The following is a 24348-nucleotide window of genomic DNA, read 5'->3' as shown; positions in this document are numbered from 1 at the left end:
TAGAAGGCAGAAAGCCCGCCGCGAGTTTCGGCAACCGCGACCGAAAGCTGAAGCGGCGCAAGGCCATAGAGCGATCCTAGGGCGTTGCGCAAATCTGTCGCTGCAAATGGAGCGTGAACGGGATGAGCTGACATTTCATCGGCCGGCCTACAGCAAGGGTGCTGAGGACCACCGAAGTGGCGAACTCCTCGCCGTCACGAACCAAGGCGTTCCACGTTGGAACTTGCGCGGTGTCATGTGTTGAAGGGCCTTCGTGAAGGTGATATTTTTGCACTAAATTGTCGCGGAACAGAAGTGTATCTCGTGGCGCAGCATTCTATTCAAAAGCGTACGGTAGCCGAGGAGCCAACTATCGTCGTCGTTGACGATGACAAGGCCTTCCGCGACTCACTCGGAGATCTGTTCAACTCGGTCGGCTTCAAGGTCAAGTTGTTTGGGTCGGCCACGGAGCTGCTCGAAAGCGAAGTGTTACCCGACGTGGTTGGTTGCCTCGTACTTGACGTCAGATTACCGGGGGTGGGCGGTCTCGATTTCCAGACCGAGCTTTCGAAAGGGAACGCTTCCATTCCCATCATTTTTATGACCGGCCACGGCGACATTCCGATGTCGGTCAGGGCGATGAAAGCGGGCGCTGTGGATTTTCTGACCAAGCCGTTCCGCGATCAAGATATGCTTGACGCGGTGGCGATCGCGCTGGAGCGCGATCGGACGCGGCGGAAGGCCGAGCAGCGGCTCACGGACCTGAACTCGCGTCTCGACCGTTTGAGCCCGCGCGAGCGAGAAGTGCTGGCTCTCGTAACCACTGGCTTAAAGAACAAGCAGATCGCTTTCCAGCTGAAGGTCGCTGAGATCACTGTGAAGGCGCACCGCGGCCACGTAATGCAAAAGATGGGTGCGCAATCTCTAGCCGAGCTTGTCAAAATAGCGGAGACGCTCGGCATAAAGTCGCCGCGGTCCTGATCGCTTCGTGATGGCACGTGGATCCATCAGCGAAGACGGTTGTTGCTTGCGCAAACCAACTCATGCTTTTAATCGTTGCCGGAAGGCCCTGCTGCCGCGTCGAGCGCAACCACCTGGCAGCAGCGCAGGCGTTCGGACGTGACCCGAACCGGGTTGAACTATTCAGAAGTTCTGCATCAGCTATTCCAAAGTATAGCATCGATGCTTCCGAAGTATGGCATCGGCCGTCCACCGTATAATCGCCAGTTCAGACCCTTGTCGTTACGGTGCGATGATAGCCGCGCAGTGCCCTTCTTGAGATGGACACGGAACGCGAGATGCGGCGGACCGCATCCCCAGTAATCAAGGTGGGGATATGTCTAGTGAGATTCAAATTTCGATCGTCGATGATGATGAGCAATCTCGCGCGGCGTTAGCGGGTCTCATGGAGGCAATGGGTTTCACGATTGAGGCCTTCCCGTCCGCGGTGGATTTTTTGGCGTCTCCCAACTTCGGCCATACCTCCTGTTTGATCGTTGATGTCCACATGCCGCGCATGACTGGGACCGAGTTGCATAGCCGCTTGGTGGGATCTGGCTATGAGATACCAACAATTCTGATTACCGCTTACCCCGATGACAGCGCGCGAGCTCGGGCTCTGGGTCAGGGCGTCGTTGGCTACCTGACCAAACCCATCGACGAGAAGGTTCTGCTCGGATGCGTCGAATCGGCTCTGCGGCGCGCCAAATCGGATGAAAATCCGTCATGACCGCTCAATCAGCTGCCGGCGCCCGGCCAGGAGACTTGTGGTTCGCGTTCGGGCCCCACGATCGTGAAATATGCCGCTTTTGGACAGCTGGAATCGTATCTGCCTTCACTAGGCGGCACGAGCTTCGCAAGGACATTCGAATTGCAGCAATAATGATCAGGCAATCGAGCGATTGTCATCGACGAGGGTATCATTCTGTCGCGACAGCCGCCGAAATAGCGGAGCGCGGGTCGTGCCCCTTCAGCTCGAAGATCGTTGCTCTTTGAACGGGTCGCCGTAAATGTGATATCCGTTAAATTCCCATAAGCCTGGCGCTTCGCGATCCAACAACTCGATCCCGCGCACCCACTTCACGCTCTTATACGCATAGAGGTTTGGCACCACGAGACGCAGCGGGTAGCCATGCTCAGCCGTAAGAGGTTCGCCGTCATGTCGAAGGGCGAAAATCGTCGTCGGGCGCATAAAATCCGAAATTGGCAGATTTGCCGTGTAGTTGTTCTCGCCATGGACGATCACATGCCGCGCCTCTGGCCGCAACTTCACTCGCTTCATCAGTTCTATGGCGAGCAATCCTCCCCAATGGTTGTCGAACCGGCTCCAGGCGTTGACGCAGTGCATGTCAGCAAACACTTCGCTCTGCGGCAGATTGGAGAGCTCTTCCCACGAAAGCCGCAGCTGCTCCTCCACCAGGCCGAACACGCGAAAATCCCACGTCCTGGGACGAAAGAGCGGCACCGAGCCCACATGCAGCACCGGCCACTTGAGCGTCAGCGACTGTCCCGGGGGCAGCCGCCCAGCTGCACGCATCTCACGCTCCCGTTCGCGTCGCTCGTTCGATTGCACAAATAGCTCCACCGCAAAGTATAGCGCGCGCAAAGGTATAGCGCGGCCAAGTTGGCGCACGTAGTAATTTTCGGGCCTGAAACGCGGTCAGCCGGGTTGCGGAGGACATTACCAAACATTGGGTTCTGGTACCCCACCCCGAGAACAGACCTATCAAGACGCTAGTCCAGCCCGAAGCGACGCCGGGGAGCCTCACTGCTCCCCCTCACCGATCTTGGAGTTAGAACTACTTGCAGACTCGGAGAGTAAGCCAGGAACAGTCTTGCTCGTATTGTGACGGAAAATGTTGACGGCTCCGATCACCTCGTCCTCGTGGTCACGAATTGGAAAGACATTAACTAGCGCCAGAAGACGATTACCGTTGGGCTGCTCGCAAATCACATCAGCGTTCCGAACGGTGCCGCCGTTGTTGATCACCACGGAAGGTGGTGCAAGTTCGTGCGGCATCACTTCTCCTGAGGGGTAACGAAGAAGGTGTGACCCGCAAAACTTTTCCGAGGTTCCGAGAGAAGGCGTGCGTCCCCAACCCGCGATTGCAGCCTTATTGCACTTAACGACGGTGGCATCTTTTTCGAGAACGTATATCCCTACTGGGATAGAATCCATTGCCGCTTGGTCTGCAAGAATTCCTTTTGCGACGAGGTGCCCGTCGACGAGTTCTCCTCGGAAGTCGATTTTGTCGAAGTCGCCATCCAAAATCATCGTGCTTGTTGCGCTCGCTGCCATTTTCAACCTCCTTTGCATTGCCACATTGTTCATAAGACCTGGGCTTGCGGAATTCTATCTCGTTTTCTTCTATCTTTCTAAACTAAAACGATAGTTCGTTTTCGCTTCGTTTAAGTAGGGGTCGTCCTTACCGCGGCACATCACCTGACGTCGGCAGGGTGCGGGGCAGGACAGACAGCACCAGTAGTTTGCTGAGCTTGGCGAACCGAGCACTAAGGGAGAGAACCTTCTTAGATCGTCGAACAGGCAGCGATATTTCGGTCCGTCAAAGACAAGACCTGAGCCGCGCAACCTATCGCCTAAGAAGGGGCCCGGAAGTGTGATTTGCGCGCCGCCCACATCTCGGGCAAACCGAGATGACGAGGCAGCGATTAGACTCAACACTCTGAGCACGGTTGCAGGAGGGATTCTTGCGTTTTTCGTTCCGAGCAAAGATTTGATTTAGATGCGCAATGGTCTGATCACAGATGTTTGCTCCACAATATATGCGGTCGTCACTTGGAAGGCGCACGTCCAAACTCAGCTCGGGTGTTGCCATTCTCGCCGTGCGAGTGTGGGTAACATGAATTGAAAAACGGCTCCTTGCGGCTTGTTTGCGGTTACCCACAACCGTCCTTGATGACCCTCAACAATTGAGCGGCAGATCGAAAGTCCCATTCCCAAACCGTTAGGTTTGGTTGTGTAAAAGGCTTCGAAAAGTCGATCTGGGCCCTCGGGAGCCAAGCCGGGACCCGTATCCTGCACGGTGACGAGCACGTGATCCGAGTTATTCATTGCTGTGCTAATCAGCAATTCTCGAGCGCCCTCGCGCATTCCGCTCATTGCCTCCGTGGCGTTGACGAGTAGATTAAGAAGCACTTGTTGAAGTTGGACGCGATCTCCCTTGAGAGCCGGCAGCCTCTCCGCAAGTTGCGTCTCCACCGAAACCCCCCTATTGGCAATTTCGCCGTGAGCTAGTGCTATTACCTCTAAAATCGCTTCGTTGATTTGGACGTTCTCCATTCGGGGCGGGGCCTTCTTGACAAGCGCACGGATGCGGTCAATCACTTTTGCGGCTCGAAGGCCACTCTCCACGATGAGGTCGAGCGCCTGCCCGACCTCCTTCACATCTGGCGGTTGAGCGCGCAGCCAGACCAAAGCGGCATTGGCGTAAGTGATTGACGCACCGATCGGCTGGTTGATTTCATGGGCAATCGAGGCCGACAGTTGTCCCATTGTCGCAAGACGATTGGCATGCGCCAACTCCTGACGCACCTCTTGATACCGTCGCTCAATCTCACGAGCGGCCACTTCCGCCCTTTTGCGATCAGTCAGGTCAACCACGAACCCAACGCCTTCGTCCGTCGCGCCCTCGAACTTTGCCGCACCGACCAACACCGGCACGCGGTCGCCGCTCCTGTGTAGATATTCTTTCTCATACGGCTGGGCGATTCCTGTGACCTCCAGCTCGTGGACACGCTTCTCGTCGGCAGCACGCCATTCGGCAGCCGTCAATTTCTTCCAGTTGAGGCTGCCGGATGCGAGATCCCGGCGGGAGTATCCGACGATACTGAGAAAGGTATCATTGGCATCAATGATCCCACCGTCACTGGCCCAGATAAAGATACCAATAATATTGGCGTCGACCAAACGTCGAATCTTGGCTTGCAATCCACTTGCCATTTCGCGAACCGCCGCCTCCGCCTTCTCGCGCGCGGCGATTTCGACTTTGAGATCCTCAATGGACTGGACAGTGTGATACGCGCCAGACGCGAAACGACCCATGCTTTCGAGCAGCCTCAGATCCTCGGCATCAAACTTTCGGCTGCTCCCGTGAGAGATCACCCAAACCGTACCGACCGCTCTACCTTTTACATGAAATGGAACAAGCAATCCTTCGGTAGCAAGCGGCGTCGCTGAGCTCAAATAGGGATAACGCCGCTCCCAATGAGTGAATAACATAGGAATGTTGCGGTCGAGCACATCGCCGCATGGGCCGAAATTGCGCGGGGTGCCACCGCCGATGTGAGGCCGCCATTCGCCGGAAATAGCCGCCCAGTAAAACCTCTTTTCATCTTTCGTCAGCAGACTTAGGCCGGCGGAATCAGCTTGCAAGACCTCGAGAACCTTGTCAGCCAACGTCTGCAGTATAGTGTGCGGGGAGTCGGCGAGTGCACGAACCAGCGCCGAGAGTGCCGAATTTTCCTTCTCGTGATCAATGGGACGCGATGGGCGCCTAAGCAACTCCTCCGTACACAGTATCGAATCCAGGGGAGCAGCACCAACTAGTGTCGGCGCATCCACATCGCTTTTCGATTGAGCATGGTTGGTCAAGATTTCACCTCCACACAAGAGGTCTAAATCGAACTGAGTACTCGCCTAGTGATTACGAGTTTGACGCAGGAACTCCTCGATTTGCTAACGCCTTCTGTAAACAGGCGAAAAAGCGTCCTCCCCAGATATCGCGCCCCTTTTGCAGGAAACCGACAGCACCTGCCTTCAACGCCCGCGCCTCAATGGCATCGTCCGGATACGCCGTTAAGAAAATGATCGGCGTATCTAAGCCCAATAGCAACAAATGCTGCTGCAACTGAAGACCGTCCACGTTCGGCATTTGCACATCTGCAATTAAGCACTCGGTTTTCTTCACCAAGGGTGACCGCAAAAATGATTCAGCCGACGCGAATGTACAGGCTGTAAATCCGCGCGATCTTACGAGCGACTCAACGGCAGTCCGAGACAAATCGTCGTCGTCGACGATCGCTATGAGCGGAGTTTCTTTCAATCGTCTATTCCCACTCTGGATACAGCAAATAACCAGTGATCTAACCGCACAATGCCACCCAACGGGTTTGTCGCAAATACTACGTGTGTGCTAGTCAGTCGTCACGTCGTCCACGAACGCCGAGGCTTTCGGCCATCAGGACCAAGTCGGCCAGTGATTTGGCGCCCATTTTTCGCGTGACGTGGCCACGGTGAATCCTTACCGTCATTTCACTTATTCCGATCCGCGCAGCCACTTGCTTATTCATAAGACCGGCCGTCACCAGCGACATGACCTGGCGCTCGCGGGGCGTCAACGATTCAAATCGGGCTCGCTTGTCCAACTTGGATTTCTCGTCGCTGCGCCGTCTTCGATCTCGCTCGAGCGCCCCTGTGACCGCATCAAGGATCTCCTGGTCGCGAAGCGGTTTGGTCAGGAAGTCAACCGCGCCGTCCTTCATGGCCTTGACGGACATCGGAACATCAGCATGACCAGTAATGAAAATGATGGGTATTTCAATGCCTAAGCGGCCGAGTTCCGCTTGCAGCTCGAAACCGCTAACCTGGGGAAGTCTCACATCCAAGACGAGGCAGCTCGGAACGGCGGGTAATGGATTTTCAAGCAGCTCGGTTGCGGAAGCCAACGCTTTGACACTCAATCCGACTGAACGGAACAAGCTGCTGAGCGATCCACGAGTGAGCGGATCATCATCGATCACAAATACGATCGGGTCTTCTAAAGCTGGAACCCTGCTAAGCACGCCCTCTTTCATACGCGAGTTCCGTTTCACAATTGAGCGTTCATGCGAAGAGAAGCCATCGCGGCTCCCACCGCGCATCGGCCGTACGGTGCGCCTTTCTGCAAAATATAGCACTATCGCTACACCTGCGACATAACTGAACAAGCTAGTTTAGATGACGGGCTCCATTTTACGGACGACCCTGCCCGTTGGGACTACGTGCTTTGATAGAGGCTGCTGATAGTGGGCAAATCATGGTGCGGTAAGATGGCTCAGCTCTACTTCCATTACGTCGAGGGTTATTTGTTGCGGCGCCGCCATCGCCGACTTGGAGAATGCATGTGACCATGCCGCGCGCGCCGCGCGATCGCTCGTTTTGGCGAATTTCCCAAGGGATTGGCGCGGCTGAGTCCTGCAGGTCAGAGATGATGTCTGTGTCAAGATCTTTGTCGTTGCTCTCCCCAACGCCGTCGATACAACAATGATCCTAAGAATGACGGCTCCCAGAGCATTAGGCCGTTGCCACCCTGCTTGGCTTGTTCTCGTCAGAAAGTTTCAGTTCGTTAGAAAGATTGAACCAACTCTACGGCTGGCCATTGATACTTCGTTCCTGTGAGCATCCTTCTGGCGTCCTGTCCAAATGAATACTCCGAAGTGGTGATGCCGTGGCGACAAGAATGTCACCTATCCCGGGGCTCTCGGGGTACGTGCTGGTGCCCCTGCGGGAAAGCGCGGACTTTACCCTTTACCGCGGCCGAAAGCACGACGACCCCTCGCCCATCCTAGCGATCGCACTCTTTGAACAGCCGTCGCCTCAGAGTATCAGGCGGCTCATGCACGAATACTCGTTCGCTGCCGAACTCGATCCGGCGTGGGCTGCCAAGCCTCTGGCCATTACTCGTCACGAAGGCCGGACGATCCTTTTACTCACGGACCCTGGCGGTCAGCCGCTGGATCGGATTCTTGAGCGTGACCAGGGGCAACCGCTCAACCTGACTCGCTTCCTTAGCACGGCCATTGGGTTGGCAAGAACACTCGGTCAAGTCCATCAGCAGGGCCTCATACATAAGGATATCAAGCCTGCGAATGTACTCGTCGACGACGCAGGCAACGCGTGGCTCACCGGATTCGGGATTGCGTCCCAACTTCCACGCGAGCGCCACTCCCACGAACCTCCCGAGTTCACCGCGGGGACGCTCGCCTATATGGCACCCGAGCAGACGGGACGAATGAACCGTTCGATCGATTCTCGGAGCGACCTTTACTCACTTGGAGTGACGTTTTACGAGATGCTGACCGGGAGTCTGCCATTCGCGGCCTCCGAACCGATGGAATGGGTACACTGTCACATCGCGAAACAACCAGCCGCACCCAGTGAGCGGGTGGGAAACGTGCCGGCCTCGGTCTCCGCGATTACGATGAAGTTGCTCTCCAAGACGGCGGAGGAGAGGTATCAGACAGCAGTGGGAGTTGAGAGCGACCTTCGGCGCTGCCTGTCCGAATGGGAGTCCCAAGGGTGGATCGATGACTTCACTCCTGGCGTTCGCGACACCCCGGATCGCCTCATGATCCCCGAGAAGCTGTACGGGAGGGACCGCGAGGTTGACACTCTGCTCACCGCCTTCGACCGCATCGTTGGCGGTGGCCGGGCGGAACTGGTGCTGGTTTCCGGATACTCCGGGATCGGCAAATCCGCAGTCGTCAATGAGCTCCACAAACCACTCGTGCCGCCACGCGGCTTGTTTGCGTCAGGCAAATCCGACCAGTACAAGCGCGACATTCCGCATGCCTCGCTGGCCCAGGCGTTTCAGAGCCTCATCCGGCGGCTCCTCAGCCAGAACGAGGAAGACCTGCGCGAATGGCAGGACGCACTTCGTGAGGCGCTGGGTCCGTACGGGCTGCTCCTCGTCGATCTCGTCCCGGAATTGAGGCATGTCATTGGCGAGCAGCCGCCCGTGCCAGAATTGCCGCCGCGGGAAGCGCAGAGACGTTTTCAGATCGTATTTCGACGGTTCATCAGCGTATTTGCGCGACCTGAACATCCGCTGGCGCTCTTCCTCGATGACATGCAATGGCTGGATGTCGCCACACTCGACCTCCTCGAAGATCTGCTGACCCACAACGAATTGCAGCACTTACTGCTCATTGGTGCGTATCGGGACAATGAGGTCAATGCCACCCATCCGCTGGTACGTAAGCTGGAAGCGATCCGTCGGGCCGGCGCGGCAGTGCAGGACATCGTTCTCACACCACTTAGTCGCGACGATTTAGGTAAACTGCTTGTCGACTCCCTTCACTGCCAAGTGGAGCGCGCCGCCCCACTGGCAGACTTGATTCACGAAAAGACCACGGGCAACCCGTTCTTCGCAAACCAGTTCATTTCTACTCTGGCGGACGATCGCCTGCTGACATTCGATTACGGCGCGCGGCGTTGGGTATGGGACCTACTCCGCATTCGTGCCAAAGGCTTCACGGACAATATTGTAGAGCTGATGGTCGAGAAGTTGAAGCGCCTTCCGCCAGAAACCCGGAAGGTACTCCAGCAGTTCGCCTGCATGGGCAACGGTGCAGAGTTCGACATGCTGCGGATGGGGTATCAGGGCTCGGTCGAGGACATGCACGACCATCTCTGGGAGGCCGTGCGATCGGGCCTCATCTTCCGTGCGGACAATTCCTACAGGTTCCTGCACGATCGCGTTCAGGAAGCCGCCTACTCGCTGATCCCGACGGAGCTGCGTGCCGAGGCTCACCTGCGCATCGGATTGCTCCTCGTCGAGCGCACGCCCGCCGAAAAACGTGAGGAGGCGATATTTGAGATCGTCAATCAACTCAACCGGGGCTCCCATCTCATCACCTCTGTCGAGGATCGCGAGCGCGTCGCAGAACTGAATCTGATCGCGGGCCGGCGCGCGAAACTCTCGACAGCATACGACTCGGCGCTCACGTATCTCAGGGCCGGCAGGACCCTTCTTGCAGAAGAAACTAAGGAACGTAATCCCCAGCTCATCTTCTCGATCGAGTATCTGACAGCGGAGTGCGAGCTGCTGACCGTCACAGTTTGCCTTGCTGCCGGGGATCCACTCGCCGAAGTGCAAAAGGAATGCGAGAACGGCCTGGCATTCGCTAGACGGGTGGGTTTCGGCCTGGTCATCGAGCGCTGCGAAGCACAACTCGGTCTGATCCTAACCTTGCGCGGGCTGACTGCGACGTTCGGGTGCCTGGATCACCAGGGATACAGCGAACTTGATACCGAACACCGCTTGGCCAATAGCCCCGACCTGGTGCTCGCCGAGTTCTATTACTGGACGCGAAAGCTGCAGGCGCACTTTTTCGCCGGAGACCTTGCCTCGGCGGTCGACGCCTCGCTGCACGCAGAACCGCTCCTTTGGACGTCGGCGGCAATGTTCGAGTCAGCCGAGTATCAACTCTACGGCGCGCTGGCGCATGCGGCGGTCTGGGATCACGCTACACCCGAGCAGAGACCGACGCATTTCGATTCTGTGCTGGACCACCACCGGCAGCTCCAAGTATGGGCGGAGGTCGACCCTGAAACCTTCGAGAACCGCGCCGCCTTGGTCGGTGCCGAGATCGCCCGCATTGAGGGCCGCGTACTGAACGCTCAGGAGCTGTACGACAAGGCTATCCACGAAGCTCACAAACACGGGTTCGTGCACAACCAGGCGATTGCCAACGAGATTGCCGGGCGTTTCTACGCAGAGCGCGGTCACGAGAAGATCGCGGGGACCTATTTGCGGGCCGCGCGGGCCTGCTACCTGCGCTGGGGAGCCGACGGAAAGGTTCGCCAACTCGAGCGGCTTTATCCGCATCTCAAAGTGGACAAGTCGATCCCGGATTCCACGACGACGATAGTGACACCCATCGAGCGGCTCGATTTAGCTACCGTCATCAGAGTCTCGGAAGCAGTGTCAGGCGAGATCGTTTTCGAGAAGCTAATCAACACGCTCATGAGTTTGGCAATTGAACATGCGGGCGCCGATCGAGGTCTCTTGATTCTTCCCCGAGGCGACGAATATCTAATAGAAGCAGAGGCCACAACCAGCAGTGACAACGCGAACGTGGTCCTGAAACAGGCACCCGTCACGGCCGCAGATCTACCGAAGTCTGTGTTTCACTACGTCCTTCGGACAAAAGAAAGCGTTCTCCTGCACGATGCGTCCAGTCAGAACTCGTTTTCAGCGGATGGCTATATTCGCGACCACCGCTCACGGTCAGTGCTCTGCCTGCCGATACTTAAGCAGACCAGGTTGATCGGGATACTGTACTTGGAGAACAACCTTACGACTGGCGCGTTTACTCCAGCTCGAATGGTGGTCCTCACACTGCTCGCTTCCCAGGCGGCTATCTCAATAGAGAACGCCAGCCTGTACCGCGATCTAGCTGAGCGGGAGGCCAGGATCCGACGGCTAGTGGATGCCAACATCATCGGCATCTTCGTCTGGGATCTTGACGGTCGGATCATCGATGCCAATGAAGCTTTTCTCCGCATCGTCGGATACGGCCGCGACGATCTCGTCTCCGGTCAACTGCGCTGGCGGGATCTGACGCCCACCGAATGGCGCGATGCTGACGACCGACGTGTGGCGGATCTGGAGGCGACCGGAATCACGCAACCCTATGAGAAGGAGTACTTCCTGAAAAGCGGCGGCCGCGTGCCGGTGCTGGTCGGGGCAGCGACGTTCGGCGGGCGTCACGACCAGGGCGTGGCCTTCGTGGTCGACTTAACCGAGCGCAAGCGGGCGGAAGAGGAAATTCGCGAAAGCGAGCGGCGTTACAGCGAGGTGCAGATGGAGCTCGTGCACGCGAATCGAGTCGCAACACTGGGGCAGCTCTCGGCTTCGATTGCCCATGAAGTCAACCAGCCGATCGGGGCGACGCTCAACAACGCCTCTGCGGCGTTGCACTGGCTGAGCAAAGAACCGGCAGATCTGGAGAAAGCTCGAACGGCTCTCAACCGGATCTTTGCAAACGGCAATCGCGTCAGCGAGATCATCGACCGCATGCGCGCGCTCTTCAAAAAAGCACCTCTCCGGAAAGAAGACGTGGACATCAACGGAGCAATCCTTGAGGTTATAGCTCTGACCCGTGGCGAAGTCGTGAAGAATGGCATTTCGGTGCGGCCACACCTCGTGGAGGGCTTGCCGCTCATTCAAGGAGATCGGGTCCAGGTGCAACAGGTGATCATGAACCTGATCGTCAACGCGATCGAAGCGCTGAGCTCGGTCTGCGAGAGGTCACGAGAACTAGTCATCACCACCGCTAAAGGTGAGCCGGACGGCGTGCTTGTCGAAGTGCGGGATTCGGGTCCAGGTCTGAGCTCACTGGACCTCGACCGCATCTTTGACGCCTTCATTACATCAAAGCCCGGCGGCATGGGCATGGGGCTATCGATCTGCCGTTCGATTGTCGAAGCTCACGGGGGACGAATATGGGCCACCGCCGACCAACCTCAGGGCACAACTTTTCAATTCACGCTGCCCGCACAGTCAAATCAGGCGGCGTGAATTGAACATCCTGCAGATGGCTCCGCCAGCGGATTCAGGTGTGGCATATTGTGATGCGCTAAGATGGCCTATACGCCAGGCCGGATCGGATCGCCATAAAGGACAGCGACTTATATTCCTTCAGGAAGAACACCTGGGGCTGGTCCCACTGATTTCAAGGTCGGCGCCACCTTCGTGCTATTCATCGTCGGGGACAGCGCCATGCTCGTGGCTTGTTCCTTTGAACCACTCATAGCCATCTCCTTCCATGTTCGGCGCAGCTGACGGGAACGAAGAGTCCGAGCGCCCAGATCGCGGCGACTTCGGGTTGGTCGGGGCGTTGTAGCTAACTAGCTCATCGACCGCCGAGGACGTCTCAGTATTTGCTGCGGCGTGATCGAAGGAACCAAATGGCGCATTCCCCCTCACCGTGCATCCAAGTGAGTTCAGATGCAGTAGCGCCGCGACGGTGCACAAGATCAAGCGACCGTTGCCCGTGATGACAAGGAATGCCGATCCCGCCGTGCCCTGGCTTGATCGTTCGATGCCCGACATCGACAAAGCAAAGGCGGCGCTCAAGAGAATTGCGGATAGTTGCCGTCACGCGGGAGCGGTGATCGAAAAGCATTCGAACGAAATTCATGAGTGACGCGCGTGTAGGCTGAGACTGACTTCCGTGACCCTTCCCAATCTCGTCGCATTGTGATTTGCGCTCGTTACGAGCAGGTCAACGCGTGGGGCCGCACGTCAACTTGGCGAGCGAAGAGTACATACTACGCTTCTTGATTACAGATATGACTAGCGTGTCGGCACCCCAGCGAAACCCGTCGTAAAGGATCACTCGCGCAGTCCGAATTAGCGGAACCGATCCTCTAGACCACGGCAGATTCTGCGGGTCCACTTGGTGGACCCGGCGGTCCAGACCACTGAGGTGTTGGACACGCTACAGATGCAAGCGCCATGAAATACTCACCCAACAAACCCGCAAGAATGAGAACGCTGCAACAAGAACTGCGCTTAACGCCGCGATCAATCCGCTCTATCTGTAGTCCGGAAGAGCGTCACGGAGAACAAGGATGTGCGCCATATTCCCAGCGTTAACTGCATCGCTTGATCGGACGCGGTGTTTCCGGCTCTCGGATTGAGCTGATGTCTTGGTCCGCGACGTTAATAGGAAACAGCGTCAGTGAGAAAACTTTCCGCAAGGCGCGGGTCGACCAATTCCGAGCCGGCGCACAATACCTGTTTTCTCGGAACCTCGGCGACAAACCGCTTGACCATCGCCCCTGCCCACCATGGCAACGAACTGGAACGGTCCGCACCACGGCAAATCTTTCGAGTATGAGTATGCAGCTGCAGTTTCATCAGGTACGATATTTCTTGGCCCTAGCAAGGACGCTCAATTTTACGCGGGCTGCGGAGCAATGCAATGTGACCCAGCCGGCGCTGACAAAGGCGGTACACAAGCTAGAGCAAGAACTCGGTGGCGCGTTGATTCACCGTGAACGTCACCTCACCCAGCTCACCGAGCTGGGCAAGATGATTTTGCCCACGCTGGAGGAGATATTTGCCGCCGCGGAGGCGGTATGGCTTCAGGCGCGAGGCTATAAAAAGAAGACAATCGCCCCGCTCAAGATCGGGCTGGTGCCGTCCGTCTCCGCCGCGCTCATTACGGAATTGCTCGTGGAGCTCGCCACGATCATCCCTGACCTTCGAGTTGATCTGCGCGAGACCGATGCCAACGGGCTCGTTGCGATGCTTTTAGATGGCGAGATCAATGCCGCACTCGTCGGTGACGCCGTGGAGCTACCTGAACGTATCGACCGCTGGTCGCTCTTCGAGGAGCGGTGCGTGCTCGTTCTATCTCGGAAACATCCGATGGCGGGGCGAACCGTTATCCCGCTCCCAGACTTGCATGAGGTGGTATTTCTCGAAAGACTCGGATGCGACGTCGCAGGCCGATTCAAGCAGGCTTGTTTTGCCGACAATCCAGGGCCTAACGTTGTGCACAGGAGCGATCAGGAAGGGCATCTTCAGCAGATGGCATCCGCTGGTTTTGGAGCCATCTTGGCGCCAGAGCACGCACCCAGACTGCCGTCGCTCACCGCTATTCCAATTGAGGGCGACCCCGTCCGGCGAGAGGTGCAGCTTTTGGCCGTCGCGGGGAGGCAGTATTCGCCGGCGCTCGATGCCTTTATCAAAGTTGCTCGTGTTCGCGACTGGACGAGTGCGCTGGATAAACTCCGCCACTCGTCTGGCCCTGCCTCGAACAACGACAATGTTCGCAAGACTGACGCTCAAGGTGCAGGCTCCTTAATCTAACTCCTGGGCCCCGGTCCCGCCTCCTCATGCCCGAACTTGTCGCGTCCATCCAACCGTCGTTGCTGACGTGAAGCGAAGTCGTCATGGCTGGGACAAGCCCGGCCATGACGCAGTTGCAGTATTCCATAACGTTTGGCGCGCGCGGTGCCATGCGCGTTGCGACAGTCTATTCCGAATTCATCGTGAGGACTTGCAATGGCCCCTGCGCATCTTTTCAGTCGGCGCTCGCGCTCAGCGACCTTGAGCGGTTCTACTACGGCACACGAGCGCGTAGCTCGGGGAACCTCTTTCCGACGCGGACGCAACGATGCAGCAGATGACCGACGCGAGCCCTGCGAAGTGACACCTCGCACACACGACCTGTTTTTTTGTGACGATGGTTCTCGCCCACCCGAAGGGCTACGGACCGTTCGATGAGCGGTTCACGTTCCTGTTTAATTCCTACGAGCGCGGCAGCCGCGTCCTTGGACGAAGTCTAGGCATACCGGGCGGAGTCGACCAGGCAGTCGCCAGCTTGGCCCACGGCCAACCCTGGGAGGTCGCTGAGCTGATCGAGCTCGGAAGCCACCACGAGCAGCAGCACCAAGAGCTCCTGCTCACGGACATCCTCCGCCAGCTCGCGCAAAATCCGATCCGGCCAGCCCACCGCGACCCTGCCCCAGTGTCGGTCGAGACCTACCTGGGCACTCGTTCACCGGATTCGAGGGCGGGATAGTTGAGGTCGGTCACTGCGCAGAGGGCCTCGCGTTTGACAGCGAGGGATCGCAGCACCGCGTGCTGACCGAGCCGTTCCGGCTTGCCGACACGCATAGGCCTATTCAGCCGGCATACGCTATCAGCAGGAAGATCGCGCGTTTGGGAGAAGAACGCCGTTCTTGCAATCGAAACTGCGACCCCGATGGCAGTCGCGATCACGCGAAAGACCACCTTCTCGAGGGCCTAGCCACGATTTGGTTCGACGACAATTGCAATTGTCACAATCGCCGTCGACGGCGCTTCGCGCGAGAGCCAGAAGCTCAAATACAATGCAGCGATTGCCGCTAGCCCGATTCGGATAGCGAGAGCCCGGGAGAAATTGGGGGAAACCCAACGGAACGGAATCTCACCGGCTTAGGCAGCGTCAATAAAACTACTCCGTGATATCGAGTTGCCGCCTCGACGGAGGAAGGGGTAAAGGGTGTTGTTCGGCGGCGCCCTCGGGCATGCGCTCGTAACACTGGAGCTCCTTCAGCGCGTGGCATTTTGCCTCCTCCGGCATGTTCGCTGTCGCGATCGCCGAAGCCAGCTCCGCGACCTCCTGGGCTTGCCGTCCCCCCTCGCCCAGCTCGCGCTGGATCGTCGCCTGCTCGGAAAACTGCCTTGCGCTGCCGCTCGTCGAGCGTCGCCTTGGTTCTGGCGGCCGATCTCGTTGCTGAGGCGCAGGACCTCTATGCGCACGGCGAGAAGCCGCGCGACCTTGTCCATGCACGCGACGAGGTCGACCGACTCCAGGATCTCCTGCTTTTCCTTCAGCTACGCCGCCCGGTCCGAATTCGGCACGGCCTCGATGGTTGACCGCGGACCGCCGGGAGGCACGCGCACAGCGCTTTTGAGCGACGATGCCCCACGCTTATCGAATGCATGCCAAAACGGAATTTCAAATTTCGCCGGCTGCGTCCGATCGTGAGGTTCACTGGGTCGGCCGAACACGCGGCCGCCTCGACTTTGAATGAAGCCATTGCGCGGAGCCACGGTGCCGTGCGCGGGCAACAAAGGAGCCCCCAATGAAATCACCAGAGACCGTCGGCCCAGCTGTTGCGGTCTCGCTAGTCGCGGCCACCGTGGTGGCGCTCGCGTAGAGCAGCGAAGCGGCTCCAGTCGGTCCGACCGCGAACGTGTGTTCGCTGATGCGTCACTTGGTCAAGCCGCCGCCCTGCACCGAGCAGTTCTCGAAACGAGGTCACACTGTTCTGCCTTCGCTTTCGGAAATTACCCATGGCGTTGCCATTAGACGCCGAACGGGCCCCATCGCCGCGGCATTTTCAGCAAAAAGACGCGAAAGCACTTTCGTATCTTAACCTATCCCTTCACCCATAGGAATCATCATGACCAACGGAACCACCATCACCAACGCCGTTATAGAGTGTATCCTGAGCCGCAGCGCCGCCAAGTACTACGACCCTGCCGCCAGCTTGAGCGACGACCAAATCCGCGAGCTCGTGCGAATCGGCACCGCCGCGCCGACATCCTTCCACCTGCAGAACTGGCGCTTCATCGCCGCACGCTCGCCTGAAGCCAAGGCTCGGTTGCGTCCGATCGCTTGGGATCAGCCCGCGATCACCGAAGCAGCCGTTACCTTCATCGTCTGCGGCCAGTTGGCCGATTCCACCGTAGTACCGGAGCGTCTGGCACCGCTAGTGGAAGCGGGCATCATGCAGGCGAACATGGTGTCGGAATGGGAAATCCCTGCACGCGATCTGTACATGGAGTACCCGCAGCGCCAGCGCGACGAGGCAGTACGCACCGGCACGTTTGGCGCGGCGGCAATGATTTATGCGGCCCGCTCGCTGGGCCTGGGTTCGACGCCGATGATCGGTTTCGATGCCGAAGCGGTGCACCGCGAGTTCAGACTGGCCGAGGACGAAGTGCCGGTCATGTTGTTGTCCGTGGGGCCGGAGCGTCCGGGAAACTGGGCGCAGAAGCCGCGCCGTCCGGTCGCCGACGTGCTGGATCTCGTATAAGCATTAGTAAAGCCCGTAGCTTACGAAAGACTATGATGCCAAGAAATGCAGCTCTAAAGCCGGAACAAGTGCCGGCCGATAGTAAACCGACTCTCGATGCGTTCACCAAGAACATCGGGTTCACCCCAAATATGATAGCGACATTCGCGCAGAGCTCGATCGCGTTCAACGCGTGGGCCGCCCTGCTCGGCTCCTTGAGCAAGGCGCTCGACGTGAAGACCCGTGACAGCATCGGCCTCGCTGTCTCCGAAATGAATGGCTGCGACTACTGCCTGTCGGTTCACAGCTTTACCGCCGAGCATATGGCCAAGCTGCCGGCAGATGAAATCATTCTCGCTCGGAAGGGCCATGCCATCGACCCGAAGCGGGACGCCGCCATCCAGTTTGCGCGCAAAGTGATCGAGACCCGCGGCAAGGTCAGTGACGCCGATCTGAAAGCCGTTCGTGATGCAGGCTACACGGATGCGAATGTCATGGAGATCGTCGCGCTGGTGGCTATGTACTCCCTAACGAATTTTTTCAATAACGTGTTCGATCCTGAAAATGACTTTCCCGCCGTTACACGGGTTGGCCCGATCTGACTCTATCCGGTCGCATCGACTTTCTCCGAGAGTGCTCAGAGGGGTCGTGTGACGCGGGCTTGACGTCAAAGCCTAGATGCACCCAGGCACGATTCTCGGGAACGCGTCTGGGCTTTTCGGATGTACCGGCAAGGCTAGGGTAATTTAGCACCACATCAGGGTTCCACGATTGTCTCCGCGGTCGAGCATGTAAAACCATATGCATCTCCGGAGGATCGAATGGCAAAATCGAAGCCCCTCAATGAGATTTTTTCCAAGCCAAGGGGGCCGAGCGGTAGATCATCAATATGACGGCGGCCCTTTGGCGTGAGAAGCAGACGTTTATTCCGCACCGCTGATTTTTGCACACCGAGTTGGCGGCATCGATTCCATAGCCGAAGGTCATTGGATCATCGATCTTCACCGTTCTATTTTCGCTCATGCGCAAAAGGGAAATGACGACATCCCACACATCGGGCGGTAGATGATGAAGGCGATCGTGGTAACGGACCAAACTGCGGGAACGGTCGGGATGAAGCTGGCGGAGCGACCCGAGCCGCAGCCAGCTATAAACGACGTCCGCGTTCAGGTTCATGCGTCGGGATTCACCTGGGATGAGCTGTCATGGCCCTCGACCTGGATCGATCGCCTCGGCCGTGACCGGACGCCGGTGATTCCCGGGCAAGAGCTGGCTGGTGTGGTCACCGCCCTCGGCTATGGCACGACGGGGCTGTCGGTGGGACAGCGGGTGTTCGGCCTTACAGATTCGTATCGCGGCGGCACCCTGGCGGAGCATGTGGCCGTCGAGGCACGCAACCTCGCGCCGCTGCCGGGCGACGTCGACTTCACGGTGGGTGCGAGCGTGGCGATGCCGGGCCTGACCGCGTGGCAGGGACTGTTCGGGCACGGCCGCCTTCAGGCGGGGCAGAGCGTCCTCGTGCACGGCGCGGCCGGCGCAGTCGGTTCGGTGGTAACCCAGCTCGCACGTGAGGCCGGCGCCTACGTCATCGGTACCGGACGCGCTGCCCACCGTCAGACGGTGCTCGACTTCGGCGCGCAGGAGTTCGTCGACCTCGAGAACGACGCCCTGGAAGACGTCGGCGGAGTCCATCTGGTGTTCGATGTCTTCGGCGGCGACATCGCGAAGCGGTCCGCAGCCGTGATCCGAGCCGGAGGAACGCTGGTGACGATCGCCGGGCCGACCGAGGCACGGCCCGCCGACGGCCTGACGATCGACTTTGTTGTCGTGTCCGATCGCGCCCAATTGAGTGAGATCATCCGGCGCGTGCGGGACGGGCGATTGCGGACGAACATCGGCACCGTCTCGCCCCTCGACGATGCCGTCGCCGCCTTCAACCGGGCCGGGCGACGCAAGGGGAAGACGATCATCCGCGTTCGTCCGTGAGCGACATGCGCTCATCCAAGCAACATTTCCACCAAGAAGAACAATCACCCATGGAGACAATTCACATGAAAGCAATCGTGGTAACGGACCCGGCTGCGGGAACGACAGGGATGAAGCTGGTGGAGCGGCCTGAGCCGCAGGCGGCAATAAACGACGTCGTCGTTCAGGTTCATGCGTCGGGATTCGTGCCGACTGAGCTGGAGTGGCCCTCGACCTGGACCGATCGCCTCGACCGTGATCGAACACCGTCGATCCCCGGCCACGAGCTGGCCGGAGTGGTCGCCGCTCTCGGCTACGGCACGACGGGGCTGTCGGTGGGACAGCGCGTGTTCGGCCTCGCCGACTGGTATCGCGACGGCACCCTGGCGGAGTATGTAGCCATCGAGGCACGCAACCTCGCGCCACTCCCGGGCGACGTCGACTTCACGGTGGGCGCGAGTCTGCCAATCTCGGGCCTCACCGCGTGGCAGGGGCTGTTCCCGCATGGCCGCCTTCAGGCGGGGCAGAGCATACTCATGCACGGCGCGGCGGGCGCAGTCGGTTCTATGGTGACGCAGCTCGCACGAGAGTTCGGCGCCTACGTCATCGGCACCGGACGCGCCGCCGACCGTCAGAAGGTGCTCGAATCCGGCGCGAAGGAGTTCGTCGACCTCGACAACGACGTCCTGGAAGACGTCGGCGGTGTCGATCTGGTGATCGATGGCATCGGCGGCGACATCGGGAAGCGGTCCGCAGGCCTGGTTCGAGCCGGAGGAACGCTGGTGTCCATCGTCGGGCCGGTCGAAGCACGGCCCGACGACGGCTCCGCGGTCGACTTCGTCGTCGAGTCCGATCGTGCCCAACTGAGTGAGATCGTCCAGCGGGTGCGGGATGGACGACTGCGGACGAACATAGGCAACGTCTCGACCCTCGACGACGCCGTTGCCGCCCTAAACCCGACCGAGCGACGCAAGGGGAAGACGATCATCCGCGTTCGTTCCTGAGCGACGCACGCCCATTGATGCACGCAGCCGGCCGGCGCTGTCCAGGTCGGCCAGCCGCATCCTGTCAGCTCCCTGCCAAAAAGAGGCACCCATAGCATTCACGTTGAAGATCAACGGCAAACCTCATGATGTCGATGTCGACGGCGACACCCCCGCTTTGGGTATTGCGCGACGTGTTCGGCATGACCGAAGCCAGGTTCGGTTGCGGCCAGGCGCTGTGTCTTTGAGAAAGTGTGAGTTTATGTGGTCATCGAACAATAAAGAATCGATGCACGATCGTAACGCAATACGCGAAGGCAAGTCTTCACACCTGTCTTGGAAATCGTCTCGTACGCCGGTTTCTTTATTGTGGCTCTATAGATTTGTGATGGAAGCATTTGTTCGCCCGCAGAATCGCAGGACGCCTCTTGACAATCGCCTTGACTATTTGGCTGTGGTTCCCGCAGCGGCGGCGATTTGTTATCCATTTCTGCTCAAGGCTTTTCATGCCGTCGTCAGCACGCAGGCCGTAAGCCCGCCACCGCTCGCAATCGCCAGCGCGACCTTCATCCTGGTCGTTGCGTTCGTCGTGCCGTTTCTTGGGATCGCTCTGGCATGCCGTCTCACGTCGAATCCCGGTTCAAGACGCCTCGCCTATGCCAGCGTAATGTCACCAACACTCTATGTCTTTCTCGGGGTTGTCCAGGTCTTGATCAAAAGCCCCATTCCCGACGAGGTCGTCTGGTGTGCGATTTGGCTCGCAATCGCGATCTGGTCGCAGTCTGCCCGAGATCCGGTCGCTGCAGCTATGCCTGCAGTCGGAGATTGGCGGGTTGTCCACGGGGTAACGGCCGCCGTCCTGTGCCTATACGTGGTATTTCATCTTACCAATCATCTGTTCGGCTTGATAGGGCCGGATGCGCATGCAGCCGTTATGAAGATCGGACGCCTGGTTTATCGCTCTGCCGTAGGTGAACCGTTATTGGTGGCGGCCATGCTTTTCCAGATCGGCACTGGCCTCTTTCTGGCATGGCACTGGAGCGCTGCAGCGCATGACTTCCAGCGGACCTACCAGGTCGCTTCGGGAGCCTATCTATCACTGTTCATTCTCGGCCACATGAACTCGGTCTTCGTCTACGCGCGAAGCTTCCTCGGCAAACCGACAGATTGGAATTTCGCGATCGGAGCCCCGACTGGGCTCATTCATGACGCATGGAATATCCGTCTACTGCCTCACTACGCGCTCGGCGTCTTCTTCGTCCTGAGCCACCTTGCTTCAGGGCTGAGAGTGGTGCTGATCGCGCATGGCGTCGATCAACGTAATGCCGATCGCCTTTGGGATGTCTGCGTCGCGATGAGCGCCATCGTCGCGGCCGCGATCATCGCGGGAATGTGCGTCGTCAGGATCGGTGTTTTGGCTTCGTGACTCGCGAATGAAGAACGAAGACCAACCTAGGCAACAGGAGAAAACCCATGAAGTTCCGAACCGTTATCGCCGCCACCCGCGTCGCCCCCGCCTTCTCGATGGCCGGCCCAATCAACGTCCATGATAGCGAAGCGGAAACCGCCACGAAGAACTTCGAGGCGGCCATTCCCAATATCCCTGGCAAGTCGCTAATCGCCGTGGAAGTCGATTACGCGCCCGGCGCGGCCTCCGTGCCCCACACCCACGCGAAGTCGGCTTTCATCTACGCCTATGTGATTTCGGGCGCGATTGAGTCGAAGGTGAATGACGGTGAGACGCGAATCTATCTGGCAGGCGAGAGCTGGTCCGAACCGCCCGGCGCTATCCATTCGATCAGCCGCAACGCGAGCAAGACCGAGCCGGCAAAGCTGCTCGCTATCTTCGTCCTCGACACCAATCACAACCCTCTGACCACGTCCATCAAGTAAGCCTTCAGACGGAATGCAATTCTTCCGCGTGACCGGGTCAACCTTCAGCCCAAAGCCACGCAATATCCCGCGGATACTCAATTCCACATCGATCAGCCGCCCAAGAAGCTGTTTGCGTGCGATCAGGAGTGCCCGGATCTCCTGCGCATCGACCGACTTTGCGTGTACCGGCCGGAACCAACCCATCCGGATCAACTGGGCGAGCCCGCGCGCATCCTTGCGATCCGTCTTGACTGTCATCGCAGATAATGCGGCCTTTACATGCCGCGTTTCCAGCAGAACCGTTTCGTATCCTGCTCCTTTTAGCCCCGCATGCAGCCATTGCGACAATGGCCTAGCCTCCAGCCCGATCCGCTTCACCGCAAAGCCAAGTGTCTTAAAAAATTCAACTAAGGCGTCGGGTTCGCTCGCGACCTTCGCCTCCTCCAGCCACCATCATCACCCTTTGCTCGGAGCTGGGCCCATTACGGCATCTAGGTTGGCATCAGTTTGGATGGACAAACCGGGAGCGTTCGAATGGAAGAGATTTCTACTCGCGCGCTTGCTCTGACCTCCTGCGCGGGGGTCGTTGGCGTCTGAAAGCTTCAGACGCGCGCGCCGGAGAGAATGAAAACGATAACGATCCGCCATTTCTAACGGCGCTCAGACGCGAATACCCTCACTATACATCACATCGACACTTGGTGGCAGCACGGGTAGCCACTCGATCACAACGCGGTCGATCCACCGCTCGTGTGCGCAGGCCCTACTCTCGATGTCCAAAGAACTCGATCGAGCAGCCCAGCATGCAGGAGTTACCCCATGCCCTTTCGCTTCATCACCAACTCTATCCGCACTTACCTAATCGACTATCCCGTCGCCTTCGTTTTGATGGTCGCGCCATTTCTGCTGAAGCTAGGCAAGAGCAGTTCTGTCGCGCTGTGGCTTTCGATGGTGACCCGTGTTACGGCACTGCTGCTGCCGGCACTCACGGATCACCTGACGGGGCTCGTCTGGGTCATCAGTTACTGGCTGCATCTCTGGATGGACCGCGCATTGGGTGTGGTCTCCATCACTGCCACCTCCGCTTTCCATTTCACTGGGCTTGACGCCGGGTATCACTGGGTTCTCGTCGTTGCGGTTTTGCAGACGACCTCAGTTCTCAACACGCCCGAGGTGAGCGCCGCCCAGCGAGCGAACCTCGACACGCGGACTGCCATGTGAGGATCGGTTCCATCTTAGAGCGTGGAAAGGAGAAAACCCCTTGACCGACGATGTTCGATTCTCGATGCTGCGACTCAAGCTACTTATGGGTCTCGGAGCTGCCGAAATTGGCGGCGTGACGGAGAGTGCTGTCGGGCGGGCTGCACCCGCAGGCGCTCAAGAAAGCAAGAGCGGCGCTGTGCTGCCGTCGATCCTTGCATTCGAGGTCAATCATTCGCTGCTCAACATCCGGCACTTGGCGCCGCTATTTGATTTCTGGCGACCCGCCGCCACAGTTCATCGACCGCTGCGGCGGGCTTAAGATCGGAGTTAGGTAATCGGTTTGCGCAGCACTTCCTCTCGCTACGGCGCGGGCGCCCAGGCCCTCCATTGGCTGACCGTCGTGCTGGTTCTCGCCGCCTTTGTGCTGAGCAAGGGTGACGGCTATTCGCTCTATTCCGGCGCCGCGGATGGGCTCCGTAGGATTCACGAGACGCTCGGGGTGCTCGTCTTCATTGTCGTCGTACTGCGGCTGCTATGGCGGCTGATCGACAGCGCGCCCGCGAAGCAACCGATGCCGCGATGGATGGCTGCGGCGGCGAAGGTCGTCCACTTCGCGCTTTATGCACTCCTCATCGCGATTCCAGCAACGGCGGTGCTCGGTACCTGGTTCGAGGGGATTCCCGTCACCCTTCCCGGATTCGACATTGCCCCCCAGATAACGAAGGCGCATGGACTGGGGCAACTGATCATGGAAATACACACTACCCTCGGAAGCGCCATCCTCTGGGTTGCCGGTGTGCATGCAGCCGCGGCTCTCTTCCACCACTTCTATCTGCGCGACGAAGTCTTTCAGTCGATGGCTCCGGGCGCATGAATGATTAGTCCGAACTACTGCGGCAAGGTGTTTGCCACCAATGCCAGTCGCGTTAGCCACTGATAAGGTTTGCATGACAACGCGTAAGGTCGAAGTTGCGCTTACTGCGGCGGCCATAGCGGCTATCATTATCAAGGCAAGTCGAGATCGGTACCACGCCACGGGTC

General features: G+C 58.5%; 19 protein-coding genes and 2 pseudogenes. 14 read left to right on the top strand and 7 right to left on the bottom strand.

Annotated elements, in window-relative coordinates:
- Positions 1-303: 303 nt before the first annotated feature.
- Positions 304-960 carry a response regulator transcription factor gene (locus OWC48_RS15360; protein WP_282520882.1) on the top strand — a complete coding sequence of 219 codons (657 nt, stop codon included), beginning with the start codon at positions 304-306 and terminating at the stop codon, positions 958-960.
- A 355-nt stretch (positions 961-1315) separates the two neighbouring features.
- The gene (locus OWC48_RS15355; RefSeq protein ID WP_282520739.1) at positions 1316-1708 is read left to right on the top strand and encodes a response regulator transcription factor; all 393 of its coding nucleotides are present in this window, start codon (positions 1316-1318) and stop codon (positions 1706-1708) included.
- Between the two features lie 240 nt (positions 1709-1948).
- Here the strand turns inward: OWC48_RS15355 and OWC48_RS15350 are convergent, their stop codons facing one another.
- The 5 genes from OWC48_RS15350 to OWC48_RS15330 all read right to left on the bottom strand — a co-directional run bounded on the left by OWC48_RS15350 (position 1949) and on the right by OWC48_RS15330 (position 6792).
- The gene (locus tag OWC48_RS15350) at positions 1949-2515 is read right to left on the bottom strand and encodes a sulfite oxidase-like oxidoreductase (protein ID WP_282520738.1); all 567 of its coding nucleotides are present in this window, start codon (positions 2513-2515) and stop codon (positions 1949-1951) included.
- 228 nt (positions 2516-2743) lie between these two features.
- Positions 2744-3277 (bottom strand): PAS domain-containing protein, encoded by a 534-nt coding sequence (locus OWC48_RS15345; RefSeq protein ID WP_282520737.1) that lies wholly within the window; start codon positions 3275-3277, stop codon positions 2744-2746.
- 519 nt (positions 3278-3796) lie between these two features.
- Entirely contained in the window at positions 3797-5590 is a 1794-nt protein-coding gene (locus OWC48_RS15340; RefSeq protein ID WP_282520736.1) for an ATP-binding protein, read from the bottom strand.
- Positions 5591-5642: 52 nt separating this feature from the next.
- Positions 5643-6041 carry a response regulator transcription factor gene (locus OWC48_RS15335; protein WP_282520735.1) on the bottom strand — a complete coding sequence of 133 codons (399 nt, stop codon included), beginning with the start codon at positions 6039-6041 and terminating at the stop codon, positions 5643-5645.
- Between the two features lie 94 nt (positions 6042-6135).
- Positions 6136-6792, bottom strand: a complete 657-nt coding sequence (locus OWC48_RS15330) for a response regulator transcription factor (RefSeq protein ID WP_282520734.1) — start codon at positions 6790-6792, stop codon at positions 6136-6138.
- A gap of 800 nt (positions 6793-7592) precedes the next feature.
- On the opposite strand from OWC48_RS15330, the gene OWC48_RS15325 reads away from it, so the two are divergent.
- The 3 genes from OWC48_RS15325 (at position 7593) to OWC48_RS15315 (ending at position 14582) form a co-directional block, all read left to right on the top strand.
- A complete protein-coding gene (locus OWC48_RS15325) occupies positions 7593-12281 on the top strand; it encodes an ATP-binding sensor histidine kinase (protein WP_282520733.1) in 4689 nt (1562 codons plus the stop codon).
- A 448-nt stretch (positions 12282-12729) separates the two neighbouring features.
- Complete coding sequence (locus tag OWC48_RS15320; RefSeq protein ID WP_282520732.1) at positions 12730-12909, top strand: hypothetical protein; 180 nt, start codon at positions 12730-12732, stop codon at positions 12907-12909.
- 698 nt (positions 12910-13607) lie between these two features.
- On the top strand, positions 13608-14582 hold the full coding sequence (locus OWC48_RS15315; RefSeq protein ID WP_282520731.1) for a LysR family transcriptional regulator: 975 nt from the start codon (positions 13608-13610) through the stop codon (positions 14580-14582).
- A gap of 1183 nt (positions 14583-15765) precedes the next feature.
- Here the strand turns inward: OWC48_RS15315 and OWC48_RS15310 are convergent.
- Positions 15766-16091, bottom strand: a pseudogene (locus OWC48_RS15310) (endopeptidase La); the annotation flags it as partial.
- Positions 16092-16666: 575 nt separating this feature from the next.
- Between OWC48_RS15310 and OWC48_RS15305 the strand changes: the two are divergent.
- The 6 genes from OWC48_RS15305 (at position 16667) to OWC48_RS15275 (ending at position 22122) form a co-directional block, all read left to right on the top strand.
- Complete coding sequence (locus OWC48_RS15305; RefSeq protein ID WP_282520730.1) at positions 16667-17302, top strand: nitroreductase family protein; 636 nt, start codon at positions 16667-16669, stop codon at positions 17300-17302.
- A 35-nt stretch (positions 17303-17337) separates the two neighbouring features.
- The gene (locus OWC48_RS15300) at positions 17338-17883 is read left to right on the top strand and encodes a carboxymuconolactone decarboxylase family protein (protein WP_282520729.1); all 546 of its coding nucleotides are present in this window, start codon (positions 17338-17340) and stop codon (positions 17881-17883) included.
- 466 nt (positions 17884-18349) lie between these two features.
- Positions 18350-19267, top strand: a complete 918-nt coding sequence (locus tag OWC48_RS15295) for an NADP-dependent oxidoreductase (protein ID WP_282520881.1) — start codon at positions 18350-18352, stop codon at positions 19265-19267.
- Between the two features lie 65 nt (positions 19268-19332).
- Complete coding sequence (locus OWC48_RS15290; protein WP_282520728.1) at positions 19333-20250, top strand: NADP-dependent oxidoreductase; 918 nt, start codon at positions 19333-19335, stop codon at positions 20248-20250.
- Positions 20251-20353: 103 nt separating this feature from the next.
- Complete coding sequence (locus OWC48_RS15280; protein WP_306664350.1) at positions 20354-21655, top strand: hypothetical protein; 1302 nt, start codon at positions 20354-20356, stop codon at positions 21653-21655.
- A 47-nt stretch (positions 21656-21702) separates the two neighbouring features.
- Complete coding sequence (locus OWC48_RS15275; RefSeq protein ID WP_282520726.1) at positions 21703-22122, top strand: cupin domain-containing protein; 420 nt, start codon at positions 21703-21705, stop codon at positions 22120-22122.
- Between the two features lie 24 nt (positions 22123-22146).
- Here the strand turns inward: OWC48_RS15275 and OWC48_RS15270 are convergent.
- Positions 22147-22551, bottom strand: a pseudogene (locus OWC48_RS15270) (transposase); the annotation flags it as partial.
- 372 nt (positions 22552-22923) lie between these two features.
- On the opposite strand from OWC48_RS15270, the gene OWC48_RS15265 reads away from it, so the two are divergent.
- The 3 genes from OWC48_RS15265 to OWC48_RS15255 are packed head-to-tail and all read left to right on the top strand — an operon-like array spanning position 22924 to position 24181.
- Positions 22924-23325 (top strand): hypothetical protein, encoded by a 402-nt coding sequence (locus tag OWC48_RS15265; RefSeq protein WP_282520725.1) that lies wholly within the window; start codon positions 22924-22926, stop codon positions 23323-23325.
- Between the two features lie 40 nt (positions 23326-23365).
- Positions 23366-23626, top strand: a complete 261-nt coding sequence (locus tag OWC48_RS15260) for a hypothetical protein (protein ID WP_282520724.1) — start codon at positions 23366-23368, stop codon at positions 23624-23626.
- 21 nt (positions 23627-23647) lie between these two features.
- Positions 23648-24181, top strand: a complete 534-nt coding sequence (locus OWC48_RS15255) for a cytochrome b (RefSeq protein WP_282520723.1) — start codon at positions 23648-23650, stop codon at positions 24179-24181.
- Positions 24182-24348 lie beyond the last annotated feature (167 nt).

This window comes from Bradyrhizobium sp. Arg816 (assembly GCF_029989365.1).
Lineage (GTDB): Bacteria > Pseudomonadota > Alphaproteobacteria > Rhizobiales > Xanthobacteraceae > Bradyrhizobium.
The sequence above is the reverse complement of the archived record's forward strand: the minus strand, read 5'-3'. Positions and strand labels throughout refer to the sequence as shown.

What these genes read in the sequence shown, in the direction of transcription:
- OWC48_RS15290 (WP_282520728.1), top strand. Translation starts at nt 19,333, where the DNA reads ATGAAAGCAATCGTGGTAACGGACCCGGCTGCGGGAACGACAGGGATG.
- OWC48_RS15305 (WP_282520730.1), top strand. Translation starts at nt 16,667, where the DNA reads ATGACCAACGGAACCACCATCACCAACGCCGTTATAGAGTGTATCCTG.
- OWC48_RS15325 (WP_282520733.1), top strand. Translation starts at nt 7,593, where the DNA reads ATGCACGAATACTCGTTCGCTGCCGAACTCGATCCGGCGTGGGCTGCC.
- OWC48_RS15345 (WP_282520737.1), bottom strand. Translation starts at nt 3,277, where the DNA reads ATGGCAGCGAGCGCAACAAGCACGATGATTTTGGATGGCGACTTCGAC.
- OWC48_RS15300 (WP_282520729.1), top strand. Translation starts at nt 17,338, where the DNA reads ATGCCAAGAAATGCAGCTCTAAAGCCGGAACAAGTGCCGGCCGATAGT.
- OWC48_RS15350 (WP_282520738.1), bottom strand. Translation starts at nt 2,515, where the DNA reads ATGCGTGCAGCTGGGCGGCTGCCCCCGGGACAGTCGCTGACGCTCAAG.
- OWC48_RS15315 (WP_282520731.1), top strand. Translation starts at nt 13,608, where the DNA reads ATGCAGCTGCAGTTTCATCAGGTACGATATTTCTTGGCCCTAGCAAGG.
- OWC48_RS15265 (WP_282520725.1), top strand. Translation starts at nt 22,924, where the DNA reads ATGCCCTTTCGCTTCATCACCAACTCTATCCGCACTTACCTAATCGAC.
- OWC48_RS15295 (WP_282520881.1), top strand. Translation starts at nt 18,350, where the DNA reads ATGAAGGCGATCGTGGTAACGGACCAAACTGCGGGAACGGTCGGGATG.
- OWC48_RS15330 (WP_282520734.1), bottom strand. Translation starts at nt 6,792, where the DNA reads ATGAAAGAGGGCGTGCTTAGCAGGGTTCCAGCTTTAGAAGACCCGATC.
- OWC48_RS15275 (WP_282520726.1), top strand. Translation starts at nt 21,703, where the DNA reads ATGAAGTTCCGAACCGTTATCGCCGCCACCCGCGTCGCCCCCGCCTTC.
- OWC48_RS15355 (WP_282520739.1), top strand. Translation starts at nt 1,316, where the DNA reads ATGTCTAGTGAGATTCAAATTTCGATCGTCGATGATGATGAGCAATCT.